Source organism: Bradyrhizobium sp. 26S5, assembly GCF_036923295.1.
Lineage (GTDB): Bacteria > Pseudomonadota > Alphaproteobacteria > Rhizobiales > Xanthobacteraceae > Bradyrhizobium > Bradyrhizobium septentrionale.
The window spans coordinates 2,170,175-2,182,459 of sequence record NZ_CP145948.1; the positions used below are offsets into that span (position 1 = coordinate 2,170,175).

General features: G+C 65.6%; 10 protein-coding genes and 1 pseudogene. 6 read left to right on the forward strand and 5 right to left on the reverse strand.

Annotated elements, in window-relative coordinates; translation table 11 throughout:
• Window positions 1-85 precede the first annotated feature (85 nt).
• The 3 genes from V5279_RS10175 to V5279_RS10185 all read left to right on the forward strand — a co-directional run bounded on the left by V5279_RS10175 (window position 86) and on the right by V5279_RS10185 (window position 4,436).
• Window positions 86-1,135, forward strand: coding sequence for an aldo/keto reductase (locus V5279_RS10175; protein WP_338696942.1), 1,050 nt, complete (start codon window positions 86-88; stop codon window positions 1,133-1,135).
• Window positions 1,132-1,986, forward strand: coding sequence for an amidohydrolase family protein (locus V5279_RS10180; RefSeq protein ID WP_338696944.1), 855 nt, complete (start codon window positions 1,132-1,134; stop codon window positions 1,984-1,986). The genes V5279_RS10175 and V5279_RS10180 overlap by 4 nt, the downstream gene beginning before the upstream one ends.
• A 110-nt stretch (window positions 1,987-2,096) precedes the next feature.
• Window positions 2,097-4,436 (forward strand): Tex family protein, encoded by a 2,340-nt coding sequence (locus V5279_RS10185; protein ID WP_338696946.1) that lies wholly within the window; start codon window positions 2,097-2,099, stop codon window positions 4,434-4,436.
• A gap of 116 nt (window positions 4,437-4,552) precedes the next feature.
• On the opposite strand, the gene V5279_RS46840 is transcribed toward V5279_RS10185, so the two are convergent.
• Window positions 4,553-4,846: a DUF1127 domain-containing protein gene (locus V5279_RS46840; RefSeq protein WP_349259791.1), complete on the reverse strand. Its 294-nt coding sequence runs from the start codon at window positions 4,844-4,846 to the stop codon at window positions 4,553-4,555.
• The gene (locus V5279_RS10190) at window positions 4,819-4,962 is read right to left on the reverse strand and encodes a hypothetical protein (RefSeq protein ID WP_338696948.1); all 144 of its coding nucleotides are present in this window, start codon (window positions 4,960-4,962) and stop codon (window positions 4,819-4,821) included. Before V5279_RS10190 ends, V5279_RS46840 begins: the two co-directional genes overlap by 28 nt.
• A gap of 472 nt (window positions 4,963-5,434) precedes the next feature.
• Here V5279_RS10190 and V5279_RS10195 point away from each other — a divergent pair, with 472 nt between their 5' ends.
• The 3 genes and pseudogenes from V5279_RS10195 to V5279_RS10205 form a co-directional block, all read left to right on the forward strand.
• Complete coding sequence (locus tag V5279_RS10195; RefSeq protein ID WP_338696950.1) at window positions 5,435-5,959, forward strand: hypothetical protein; 525 nt, start codon at window positions 5,435-5,437, stop codon at window positions 5,957-5,959.
• 164 nt (window positions 5,960-6,123) lie between these two features.
• Window positions 6,124-6,816, forward strand: coding sequence for a response regulator transcription factor (locus V5279_RS10200; protein ID WP_029082743.1), 693 nt, complete (start codon window positions 6,124-6,126; stop codon window positions 6,814-6,816).
• 427 nt (window positions 6,817-7,243) lie between these two features.
• A pseudogene (locus tag V5279_RS10205) lies at window positions 7,244-8,179 on the forward strand (sensor histidine kinase); the annotation flags it as partial.
• A 995-nt stretch (window positions 8,180-9,174) separates the two neighbouring features.
• Here V5279_RS10205 and V5279_RS10210 read toward each other — a convergent pair.
• Genes V5279_RS10210 through V5279_RS10220 form a run of 3 tightly spaced genes read right to left on the reverse strand, consistent with a single transcriptional unit; the run spans window position 9,175 to window position 12,252 of the window.
• On the reverse strand, window positions 9,175-9,801 hold the full coding sequence (locus tag V5279_RS10210) for an NAD(P)H-dependent oxidoreductase (RefSeq protein WP_338696955.1): 627 nt from the start codon (window positions 9,799-9,801) through the stop codon (window positions 9,175-9,177).
• A 9-nt stretch (window positions 9,802-9,810) separates the two neighbouring features.
• Complete coding sequence (locus tag V5279_RS10215) at window positions 9,811-11,385, reverse strand: isochorismatase family protein (RefSeq protein ID WP_338696957.1); 1,575 nt, start codon at window positions 11,383-11,385, stop codon at window positions 9,811-9,813.
• Between the two features lie 18 nt (window positions 11,386-11,403).
• A complete protein-coding gene (locus V5279_RS10220; protein WP_338696959.1) occupies window positions 11,404-12,252 on the reverse strand; it encodes an MBL fold metallo-hydrolase in 849 nt (282 codons plus the stop codon).
• Window positions 12,253-12,285: the final 33 nt, after the last annotated feature.

Consider the following 12,285-nt stretch of genomic DNA (forward strand, 5'->3'; position numbering starts at 1 on the left):
CAGTCGCCATGCGCGTCGGCTTGTGTTCAGCACGGCCGCAGGGCTAGTCTGCCTGCAAGCAAGAAGACTGCAGGGAGCCCTCGCGATGAACCAACCTCAATCCTCACATACGGCCCCTGCGTCAGCACTGCCGCGCCGCAGGCTCGGCCGCACTGGGCTCGAGGTCTCCATCCTCGGTTTCGGCACCGCGCCGCTCGGCGATCTCTTTGCGCGGCTCGATGACACCACCGCGATCGCAGCGGCGGAGCGGGCGTTTGCGCTTGGCGTTAATTTGCTGGATTCCTCGCCGCTGTATGGGCATGGCCTCGCCGAGCATCGCTGCGGCACCGCGCTGCGCCGGGTGGCGCGTGACGACGTCGTCGTTTGCACCAAGGTCGGGCGCTGGATGGACCCGTTCCACGGCCGCGGCGACGGCTCGAATTTTGCCGGCGGCCAGCCGCATCGCGCGGTGGTCGATTATTCCTATGACGGCACGATGCGCTCGGTCGAGCAATCGTTGCTGCGGCTTGGGACCGATCGCATCGACCTGCTCTTGATCCACGACGTCGACGTCTGGACCCATGGCGCTGACGCGATCGAGGCGCGGTTTCGCGAGGCGATGGACGGCGCCTATGTCGCGCTCGACAAATTGCGCGCCGAGCGCGTGGTCAAGGGTATCGGGATCGGCGTCAACGAGGCCGAGATGTGCGTGCGCTTCGCCAAGGCGGGTACCTTCGACACCATGCTGCTCGCCGGCCGCTACTCGCTGCTCGAGCAGCCGGCGCTCGCCGAATTCCTGCCGCTGGCGCAGGCACAGGGCATCGGCGTGATGCTCGGCGGCGTGTTCAACTCCGGCATCCTGGCGACCGGCGCGGTCGCCGGCGCCAAGTATAATTACAAGGACGCGCCACCCGACGTGATGCAGAAGGTCGCCGCAATCGAGCGCGTCTGCCGCGCCCATGGCGTAACGCTGGCGACCGCCGCGCTGCATTTCGCGCTGGGTCATCCGGCGGTCGCGAGCCTCGTGCTCGGCGCGCAGACACCGCAGGAGGTCGAGCGCAATGTCGCCGCGCTGTCGGCCTCCATCCCCACCGCGTTGTGGCGTGACCTGAAAGCCGAGAGGTTGCTCGATCCGAATGCGCCGGTGCCGGCATGATCCGGATCGACGCCCATCATCATGTCTGGACCCTGGCACGCGCCGACTACGGCTGGCTGGCACCCGAACGCGGACCGATTTACCGCGACTTCGGGCTATCAGATCTGATGCCGCATCTCGCCGCAGCCGAGATCGATGGTACCATCCTGGTGCAGGCCGCGCCGACCGAGGCGGAAACTGCGTTTATGCTCGACGTTGCCAAAGGCTCCGATCTGGTGCGGGGCGTGGTCGGCTGGATCGACTTCGATGCCGACGACGCGGCGACGCGGATCGATGCGATTGCCGGGCGCGAGTTGCTGGTCGGCCTGCGGCCAATGGTGCAGGACATCGCCGATGACGACTGGCTGCTGCGCCCGGAACTGGCCGCGCCGCTCGAGGCCATGGCGCAGTACGGCCTGGTGTTCGACGCGCTGGTGCTGCCGCGCCATCTGCCAAGGCTCGTCCAGGTGGTCGATCGCCATCCGGACCTGCAATTCGTGCTCGATCATTTCGGCAAGCCAAATCTCGCAACCGGCGACATCGCGGCCTGGAAGGACGACATCGCAAGCCTTGCCGCGCGCGCCAACGTCGTCTGCAAGCTGTCGGGCCTCGCGACCGAGGCGGCGCCGAACTGGCAGGTCGCCGATCTCCGCGAGGCCGTGGACCATGCGCTCGCATGTTTCGGGCCGCAGCGCATGCTGTGGGGCAGCGACTGGCCAGTCGTCAATCTCGCCGGCGGCTATGCGCGCTGGTTCGCTGCTGCGGAGAGCCTGCTGGCTGATTTGTCAAGTGAGGCAAGAGCTGCGATTTTCGGCGGCAATGCGGCGCGGGTCTATTTGTCAAGCCGCGGGTGGCGCACATCCCGGAAATAGATTGCGCGAGGTGCCAAATTTGATCCACAGCGCGCCTTGATGAATCATTCCGGGATGGTTCATAAGCGGCGTCCGCGCCATCAGCGGCGCGACGATTCAGAGAGACGAGCGTGGCAAAGATTCATCATCAGATTGCGCAGGAGCTGGGGGTTCGCGACGAGCAGGTCGAGGCGGCGGTGACGCTGCTCGACGGCGGCGCCACGGTGCCGTTCATCGCGCGATACCGCAAGGAGCTTACCGGCGCGCTCGATGACGCGCAGCTGCGCACGCTGGAAGAGCGGCTGACCTATCTGCGCGAGCTCGAGGAGCGCCGCACCGCGGTGCTCAATTCGATCCGCGAGCAGGGCAAGCTCGACGCCGCACTCGAAGCCCAGATCATGGCCGCCGACAGCAAGGGCCGCCTCGAAGACATCTATCTGCCGTACAAGCCGAAGCGCCGCACCAAGGCCGAGATCGCCAAGGAGGCCGGGCTCGAGCCGCTCGCCGATCTCCTGCTGACGCGGCCGCAAAACGATCCCAACGAGGCCGCTTCTCCCTTCGTCGATGCCGAGAAGCAGGTCGCCGACGTCGCCGCCGCGCTGGACGGCGCGCGCGCCATCCTGGTCGAGCGCTTCGCCGAGGACGCCGATCTGATCGGCGCGCTGCGCGAGGAGATGTGGTCGAACGGCATCATGGCTTCGACCGTCCGCACCGGCAAGAAGACCGAAGGCGAGAAGTTCAAGGACTATTTCGATTTCTCCGAGCCGCTGCCAAAACTGCCGTCGCACCGCATCCTGGCACTGTTCCGCGGTGAGAAGGAAGAGATCCTCGACCTCGCGATCAAGCCGGAGGCCGAGGCGCCGGCTGTCGGCGTGCCCGGCATCTATGAACTGAAGATCATGAACCGCTTTGCGGTCTCCAACCAGGGCCGCAAGGGCGACAAGTGGTTGACGGAGACGGTGCGCTGGGCCTGGCGCACCAAGATCCAGATCCATCTCAACATCGATCTGCGGATGCGGCTGTGGGCCGCGGCCGAAACCGAGGCGGTGCGCGTGTTCGCCTCGAATTTGCGCGATCTGCTGCTCGCCGCGCCGGCCGGCGCGCGCGCCACCATGGGCCTCGACCCCGGCTATCGCACCGGCGTCAAGGTCGCGGTGATCGATGCGACCGGCAAGGTGGTGGCGCATACGGCGATCTTTCCGCACGAGCCGCAGCGGCGCTGGGACGAGGCGCTCGCCATTCTCGGCAAGCTCGCGATCGAGCACGGCGTCGAGCTGATCGCGATCGGCAACGGCACCGCCTCGCGCGAGACCGACAAGCTTGCCGCTGAGCTGGTGAAGCGGCTGCCCGAGCGCAAGATGACCAAGATCGTGGTCTCCGAGGCCGGCGCGTCGGTCTACTCGGCCTCTGCCTTCGCCTCGAACGAATTGCCCGACCTCGACGTCACCATTCGCGGCGCCGTCTCGATCGCGCGGCGGCTGCAGGATCCGCTGGCCGAGCTCGTCAAGATCGATCCGAAGGCGATCGGCGTCGGCCAGTACCAGCACGATCTCGGCGAAGCCAAGCTTGCGCGCTCGCTCGATGCCGTGGTGGAAGACTGCGTGAACGCGGTCGGCGTCGATGCCAACACCGCCTCGGTGCCGCTGCTCTCGCGGGTGTCGGGCATCGGCGCGGGGCTGGCGCAAAGCATCGTGCAGCACCGCGACGCCAACGGTCCGTTCAAGTCGCGCAAGGCGCTGAAGGACGTGCCGCGGCTCGGGCCGAAGGCATTCGAGCAGTGCGCGGGCTTCCTGCGCATCAGCAATGGCGAGGACCCGCTCGATTCTTCCGGCGTGCATCCGGAAGCCTATCCGGTGGTACGCCGCATCCTCGAGGCGACCAAGAGCGACATCAAGGCGCTGATCGGCAACGCCGACATGATGCGTGGGCTCAGGCCGCAATCCTTCGTCGACGACACGTTTGGTCTGCCGACCGTCACCGACATTCTGCGCGAACTCGAGAAGCCCGGCCGCGACCCGCGTCCGGCGTTCAAGGCGGCGGTGTTCAAGGAAGGCGTCGAGGAGGTCAAGGACCTCAAGAAAGGCATGATCCTCGAAGGCACTGTGACCAACGTCGCGGCCTTCGGCGCCTTCGTCGACATCGGCGTCCACCAGGACGGGCTGGTGCACATCTCGGCGATGTCGAAGACCTTCATCAAGGACCCGCGCGAGGTGGTGAAGCCCGGCGACATCGTCAAGGTCAAGGTCCTGGACGTCGAGGTCGCGCGCAAGCGCATCGCGCTGACGCTGCGGCTCGACGACGAGATCGGACCGAAGAAAGACAATGCGGGACCGTCCCGCGATTTTTCGCGCGGCTCGGCCAAGATGACGTCGGCGGCTCCGCGCAAGCCGGCCGAGCAGTCCGGGGGCGGCGCGCTTGCCGAAGCGCTGCGCCGCGCCGCCGAGAAGAGCGGGCGCGGCAAGCCGACCTGAGCCGCGTTGGCGTCATCCGCCACGTCACGGCGATAGAAAAGGGGCGGATCACGCTTCGTTGATCCGCCCGGCGGCCAGCCACTCAATGTGCAGAGCTGGTGGTGACTTGCCATCAGTTACATCACACCACGAGACAGCCAAAGATACGTCGCGCCTTCTCTGAGCCTTTCAATGGCTCGGCCGGCAACGAGGCAGTCGATCTCACCTTGTGTCAGGCCGATATCCATCAGCTCCCTGTCGCTGAGGTCGTGCAAACTGACTCGCGACCTCGCGCGTTGGCGCCAATTTCGGAAGGCGCGCCAATATCCCTGGAGCAAACCCAGGAGGCTCCGCGTCGATGCGACTGGTGGTCCAGCCGCTTCCTTTTCCGAGAAAGCGTCTCTTAGCGCTGCGATGGAGGCATCGGGCATGCCTCGGCCAAGGCATCGCCGGTGGTGCCTTTCACCAGTGCGATGGCGGGGTCGAGGCGCAGCCCTGCGGCATCGCGCCCGGTCGAGGGGCTGAGGTTCGTCTGTTGGGGTGGCATCGGAAGCTCCTGCTGTTGTGCCGGCAGGGAGCATGGCCAAACAAAAGGCCCCGTCCGATGCCGGCGGGGCCTGGTGAAAAGATCGCGTCGTCGAATTCCTAACGCACGACTCCTTCCACGGCCCAGCGAGAGTGGGTCATGTTTTTACGGTTCGCGATGCGCACGACGTTGATCATGAAGCCCAGTTACCACGGAGATCGCGCATGATCAAGGGGTGTGCCGGTGCCGCGCGCATCCTCAAGGCGAGCGCTCGTGACGTGACGCGAAGTCTGCCCTGGCTCCGAGATCGTCTGGTGGTTTGATTCGGACACTTGAAGGTCGCCTTGCGCACAGAGCTCGCGCGCCAATCCTAAATCCGGCGTCAGAATCTGGCGCATTTGTCAGTTGAAGTCGGGCATCGGCTTGCGTCTTCTGAGCGTCCTCTGCTTGCGGCGACGAGAGGTTCGCCGCGGTCCCAATCAGGGAGGATTTGATGAAGAACAGGCTGTTCACGTTTCTCACGGCGGCGACGCTCGCTGCCAGCGTTGCGCTTGCACCCGTAGCCTTCGCCAGAGGTGGCGGTGGACATGGCGGTGGCGGCGGTGGTCACGGCGGTGGCTTCGGTGGCGGGCATGGCGGTGGCTTTGCTGGCGCCATGGGCGGCGGCATGCATGGCGGCGGAATGGGCGGAATGCGTGGCGGTGGTTTCGGCGGCGGTATGCGTGGTGGCAGCGGCGCGGCGTTCGCCGCGATGGGCGGCGGCGGGCATTTTGCCGGCGGGCGCGTTGGTGGCCCCCGCTTCGTCGGTGCGCCCGCAATCGGCCCGCGATTTGCCGGCGCCGGAGTCCACGGCGCGCGCTTCTTCCATCATGGCGGCTTCCGCCACCACCGCTTCCATCGCTTCGCGGTCTTCGGCGCGCCCTACGTTTACGCCGGCGGCTATTACGATGGCTGCTGGCGCAGGTCGTGGACGCCGTACGGATTGCAATGGGTCAATGTGTGCGGGGACTATTGGTGATCGCCCAACCAACCGCACCGTTGTCGCGGTCGTCGCCAGGCGTTCCATCCAGCCCCGGAATGGGATAGTCTGGCGGCGGCCGTCGCGGGGCGGGCGCCCGGAGAGTTGAGAACTCCAAGAGTTCAAGAAGAATCGGAGTTCAAGACAACTCGGAGTTCAAGATAATGACCGGAGCACACCGCCGCATTCTCGTCGTCGAGGACGATCCTGAGACCGCCGGTCAGCTCGTCGAGGAGCTCACCACCAGCGGCTACGATGTCGACCTGGCGGCGAACGGCCGCGAAGCGCTGAGCCAGGGTGCGGCGCGCGATTATGCCGTGATCACGATCGATCGCATGCTGCCGGACATCGACGGCATCACAGTGATGCGCCAGATGCGCGACGACGGCATCGCGGTGCCGTTCCTGATCATCAGCGCGCTCGGCGAGGTCGACGACCGCGTGCGGGGCTTGCGCGCCGGTGGCGACGACTATCTGGTCAAGCCGTTCTCCTTTGTCGAGTTGCTGGCACGGCTGGAGGCGCTGGGCCGCCGCAGCGAGACCGTTGCCAAGGAGACCATCCTGCGGGTCGGCGACCTCGCGGTCGATCTGATCGCGCGGACGGCGAGCCGGCGCGGCCGCAAGATTCCGCTGCTGCCGAAGGAATTCCAGCTGCTCGAATATCTCGTGCGCAACGAAGGCCGCGTGGTGTCGCGCGCGATGCTGCTGCAGCATGTCTGGGACCTGCACTTCGATCCATCGACCAACATCATCGACGTCTATGTCGGACGGGTGCGCCGCAAGGTCGACGATCAGCAAGCCTATCCGCTGATTCACACGATCCGCGGCATCGGGTACTGCCTCCGTGCTCCTGGCTAAGACCCTCAAGTCCTCGACATTCCGCCTGGCGTTGATCGCCATCGGTGCGTTCGGCCTGATCGTCTCGGCGATCTTTGCCTATGTCTACTGGTCGACGCTGTCCTATGCGCGCGATCGGGCCGATCGCGCCATCACCGTCGAACGGGCCAGCCTGCACGATGCCTATGTGCGATCCGGGCGCGACGGCCTGGCCGCGTTGATCGCACAGCGGATCGCGGACAGGGGTTTTGCCGATCACGTCTACCTGCTGGCCGGTCCCGGCTCCGCGGTGCTCGCCGGAAATCTCAGCCAATGGCCCGAGGGCACTGCGCAGCGGGGATGGGTGGAATTTCGCGCGCCGCCGCCGCCGTCGCTCGCTGCGGGAACCACGCTGGTGCGAGCCGTGACGGAAACCTTGCCAAACGGCGATCGCCTGCTGGTCGGCCGCGACATCGGTGATCTCGACGGCTTCATGGCCCAGATCAGGGCCGCCGGCATCGCCGTTGTCCTGCTCATCATCGTGCTTGCAGCCGTCGCCAGTATCGGGGTGACGCGGCGAACCGTCGGCCGGATCGAGTCGATCAATGCGACCAGCCGCGCCATCATGCTCTCCGGGCTCGACCAGCGCATCCCGCTGCATGGCAGCCACGACGAATGGGATCGCGTCGCCGAGAATCTCAACCTGATGCTGGATCGGATCCAGACCCTGATGGGAGACGTCAAGCAGGTCGGCGAGAACATTGCGCACGATTTGCGCACGCCGCTGACCCGGATGCGCGGCCGGCTCGAGAAGGCCTACCACGCTCCGCGCAACGGCGAAGGCGATGCGGCGCTGATCGGCGACACCATCGCCGATCTCGATGCGGTGCTCGGAATGTTCGCGTCGATCACGCGGATTTCCGAGATCGAGACGCGGGCCCGCAAGGACGCCTTCCGCACCGTCAATCTCGTCGAGATCGCAGGCGAAGTGGTCGAGCTCTACGATGCCGCGGCCGAGGAGGTCACCACGCATCTCGAGCTTGCCGGCGATGCCGCGGTGCTGGTCACCGGCGACCGCGACCTTTTGTTCGACGCGATCGCCAATCTCGTCGACAACGCCATCAAGCATGGCCGCCCCGGCGGACAGGTGACCGTGACCTGCGACAACGACGAGGGCGGCGCGGTGATTGCGGTGGCCGATGACGGCCCCGGCATTCCACCCGGCCAGCACGACCGCGTCTTCAAACGCTTCTACCGGCTCGAACAGAGCCGCTACACGCCGGGCAACGGTCTCGGCCTAAGCCTGGTCGCGGCGGTCGCCAGCCTGCACGGCGCGCGGATCGAATTGCGCGACAACGCACCGGGACTGTTGTGCAGGCTGTGTTTTGCCGCTGGAGAAACGTAGGGTGAGTGCGGAGTATCGTACGTGAGGTGAGCACGCCCCAAGGCTCCCTCTCCACGCAACCGGGGTCTACCCCGGTTGCGCATTGTAAATTTGCGCAAGTCGGGCAGGCCGCGACTTGCGGCGGGAGAGGGTGGGGAGAGGGGTGGCCCCGGGCGAACTGATCGATGAGTGCAACGCTTTCGTAACCTGTTCGCTTGTTGCCGTGACGGACACGGAGAGAGCACGTCGTGTGGCACCCCTCTCCCTAACCCTCCCCCGCAAGGGGGGAGGGAACCCTGCCGTTGGTGGCTCCCTCACGCGCGCGTGCCACTGAGTTGCCCGACGGCGCAAGCCCTCACAACAAAAATATTTCGCTTTATCAGAAATATAACTCAGTGTTATAGATCTCCCGTCTCACCCGATCGAGCGGCGCTTCGCGGTCGTCACGAACGCGGCGTGGGATGCGGTGGACGCCGAGCGTGGTGCTGACGAGAGCACGCGAAGCGGACGGTGAAGTCGTGTGGTCCTGACGCCCTAGTGGCCGGTGTCCCCTTGCAAGACGCAATTGCGTCTTGTGAAGGCGGTGACAAACAAGCCAAGTCTCGCCGGGGAGAGCACGAAGTAAGCCGTAACCCATCGCGCAGGGAAAGCCGGATTGCTCTGGTTACACCTGTGGTCCTACCCCCGAGCTTTCTACCTTTTGCTCGGGGCCCATGGGTGCAATCGGCACCCGGCTTTCCCTGCGCCCTCTGCAAGAGAGGGTGAGACGAAGAGCAAAGCTCGGACGATTCATGTCGCGAGAATGCGAAGGCGCGTCCCCACGACATCTGTCATCGCCCGGCTTGACCGGGCGATCCAGTACGCCGCGGCCATTCGGCTCAAGCACCGGCGTCTCTGGAATACTGGATCACCCGCTTTCGCGGGTGATGACACCGCGATGCTTGATAGTGAATCGGATAATCACGCCGGCGTCATTGCCGCATTCGTCGGATTGACGCTGCGATCGGTCTCGTTGATCAAAACCGCCCCGCCATCTCCGCGAGCCTCCGGTGCGCGGCTTCGCGCGCCACGCGGGTCGGATCGGCGGGTCCGGTGGTCGGGCCGATCGGCACGAAGCGCACGTCACTGACGCCGATGAAGCGCAGCGCCTCGCGCAGATAGGGCGTCGCCATGTCGATGCGGCCGCGGTTCATGCCGGTGACGAAATCGCTGCCGCTGGCGATGATCACGACCGTCGGTCGGTCCTTGAGCAGTGGCAGATAACCTAACGCCGGATCGAAGCGAAAGGTCAGCCCGGGCTGGATGATGACATCGAGCCATTGCTTGAGCTTGTAGGGAATGCCGAAATTCCACATCGGCGTCGAGATCAGCACGCGATCGGCGAGCGACAGCCGCAGCGCGAGGCGCTCGGCAACTGCGAAAGCGTCGTGCTGCGAATTGGTGAAGCTCTTGCCGCCGATCCGGGCGTACTTAGCCTCGAGCAGATAGCCCTCGAACTCCGGCAACGGCTCGCGCCAGAGGTTCATCGCGTCGATCTCCCAGTCCGGCCGCGCCTGGCGGAAGCGATCGAGAAAGACGCGCGCGCCGGCCGCCGATTCCGAATCGGCACGGGGGGAGCAGGCGAGGTGCAGCAGTTTCGGCACCGCGCCTCCTCAGCCGAGCGCCTTGATGACGGTGTCGGCGTTGGTCACGACGGAGACGTTCTGCAAGGCAAAATTGATCGCGGCGTTGTGCCAGTCGGCATTCATGGTCGAGCAGCAATCCTCCGGCACGATCATGAAATAGCCCTTGTCGGCGCCGGTGCGCGCGGTGTGCTCGACCGACATGTTGGTCCAGGCGCCGGTGTTGATGATCATGTCGCGGCCGGTGGCCTTCAGGATGGTCTCGAGCCGCGTGCCTTCCCAGGCGCTCATCCGCATCTTCTCGACCACGAAATCGCCGGGACGAGGCTCGAGCCCGGAGACCGGCGCCGCCCCCCAACTGCCGCGCACCATCGCCCTGCTGTCGACCAATCCCTCGAACAGCGGCGCGTTGAGTGTCACACCTGGCGCGCCCGGCTCGACCACGAACCAGACGTGGATGATGGCGACGCCGCGGGCCCGCGCGGCCTCGGCCACGCGGCGGACATTCTCGACGACATGCTGTTGGCGCGCATGCACGGGCGCGCCGGACTCGGCGAACGCGCCGCCGTCCATGATGACGTCGTTCTGCATGTCCTGGATGATCATGGCGCAGCGCTTCGGATCGAGCTGCATGTCGCCAGCCGCGAGATTGGGCGCGGGCGTAGAGGACGATGCCGCACCGGCGCCGCCACGCTTGCCGCTCATATAAGGTTCATGGCGCGGGCCGACCTTCGTCGGGATCGCGTAGACCGAATGGGTCGCGGTCAGATAGAGCGTGCGGAAATCGGCGCCGCCCCAGGCGAGATTGGCGACGAGCTCAGGCAGGCGGACCTTGCCGAGCAGGCTGCCGTCGGCCGAATAGACCCAGACGCCGCCGGGCGCGGTAACCCAGACATTGCCGCGCTGGTCGCACTTCATGCCGTCGGGCAGGCCGGGCTCGAGCTCGGAGCGGATGCCAGAGGCAAACACGCGCGGATTGCCGAGCGAGCCGTCGGCGCTGACGTCGAAGGCGCGGATCACAGCTTGCACGGTGTCATTGACGTAAAGGATGCGCTCGTCGGGCGAGAAGCACAGCCCGTTCGGCTGCTCGAATAGGTAGCGGTCGACCAGCAATTTCGGGGCGCCGCCGCCGGGCGGCACGCGATACACGCCCTGGAAGCCGAGCTGGCGCGGCCGTTCGACGCCATAGACCGGCATCCGGCCGTACCATGGATCGGAGAAGTAGATCGCGCCGCTCGAGTGAACGCAGACGTCGTTCGGGCTGTTGAGCTCCTGGTTCTCGAAATGCGAGGCCAGCACCTCGCGCCGCCCGTCGGGCCGCTCGCGGATCAGCGACGACGTCGCATGCTCGCAGACGATCAGGTTGAGCTCCGCGTCATAGGTCATGCCGTTGCACTTGTTCGACGGACGTTTGACCTCGACCACGCCGCGCCGCGCATCCCAGCGCCTGCGCACGTCGCCGGGCATGTCGGAGAACAGCAGGAAGTGATCCAGCGGATGCCAGATCGGACCCTCGGTGAAATCGAATCCGGTGCCGACCTGGCCGACCGGCGCATAGGGATCGATCAGGTCGTCGAACTCGGCGCGCAGCGTGACATGCGTCATCGTGACAGGCCTCTGTGCCTATGCCGGGAACCAGTTGCGCTGCGGCAGGCTCTGCACGACAGGCCCGGGCACCTGGTCGTGCAGCCGGCCGACCACCGCGCCGCCCTCGATCTTGGCCGGGCGATCATGCACCGGCAGCAGATAGCGCGAGCTACTCAGCAGCTTCTTGATCGCGGCCTTCTCGGCGCGCTTGCTGGTGCCGTGGTTGCCGGTGGTGCGCGGCTCGGCGTCGTGGATCTCGTTGAAGGGGGTGACGATCTGGTCGTTGAAGTCGTAGATCACGTCGCCGCAGATCGTCGCGATGCCGTCGGCGGTGTGAACGTGGATGTTCATCGAGCCCTCGGTGTGGGCGTTGGCGGCGTCGCAATAGACGCCCGGCATCAGCTCGACCGGACCGGTGATCTCGAGGTCGAGGAAGCGCAGCGCGCTCTTGGTGTGCAGGCGGTCAATCAGGTGCTTGATGTCGGGCGCGGGATACTGCGGATGCATCAGGCCGGAGACGGAGTATTCCAGCTCCTTGCGATTGACGACGACAGTGGTGTTCATCGGGAACAGGTCGTCCTTGCCGGCGTGATCGATGTGCAGATGGGTGTGGCAGACGAAGCGGACGTCGCCCATTCGCACACCGTGGCGGGCGAGCTGGTTCTCGATCATGTTCTCGTGGAACTGGAGGCCGCGCATGCCGAGCGTCTCCATGATCTGGTTGGAGCGATAGCCGGTATCGACCAGCACCGGGTAGGGGCCGCCGAGGATCAAAAAGCCAAGCGTCAGCACGCGGCGGGTGCGACCGCAATTGTGCCCGAGCACAAGGAAGCTCGATTCCAGCTCGATATCGCCATAGTCCAGGATCTTGATCTCCAACGGCATCTGTCCCTCTCCCAATTCGTGTTCGTTGTTTTG

Excerpts from the sequence above, each read along its gene's own strand:
- V5279_RS10175 (WP_338696942.1), top strand. The coding sequence starts at position 86 with ATGAACCAACCTCAATCCTCACATACGGCCCCTGCGTCAGCACTGCCG.
- V5279_RS10180 (WP_338696944.1), top strand. The coding sequence starts at position 1,132 with ATGATCCGGATCGACGCCCATCATCATGTCTGGACCCTGGCACGCGCC.
- V5279_RS46840 (WP_349259791.1), bottom strand. The coding sequence starts at position 4,846 with ATGCCCGATGCCTCCATCGCAGCGCTAAGAGACGCTTTCTCGGAAAAG.
- V5279_RS10190 (WP_338696948.1), bottom strand. The coding sequence starts at position 4,962 with ATGCCACCCCAACAGACGAACCTCAGCCCCTCGACCGGGCGCGATGCC.
- V5279_RS10195 (WP_338696950.1), top strand. The coding sequence starts at position 5,435 with ATGAAGAACAGGCTGTTCACGTTTCTCACGGCGGCGACGCTCGCTGCC.
- V5279_RS10200 (WP_029082743.1), top strand. The coding sequence starts at position 6,124 with ATGACCGGAGCACACCGCCGCATTCTCGTCGTCGAGGACGATCCTGAG.
- V5279_RS10215 (WP_338696957.1), bottom strand. The coding sequence starts at position 11,385 with ATGACGCATGTCACGCTGCGCGCCGAGTTCGACGACCTGATCGATCCC.
- V5279_RS10220 (WP_338696959.1), bottom strand. The coding sequence starts at position 12,252 with ATGCCGTTGGAGATCAAGATCCTGGACTATGGCGATATCGAGCTGGAA.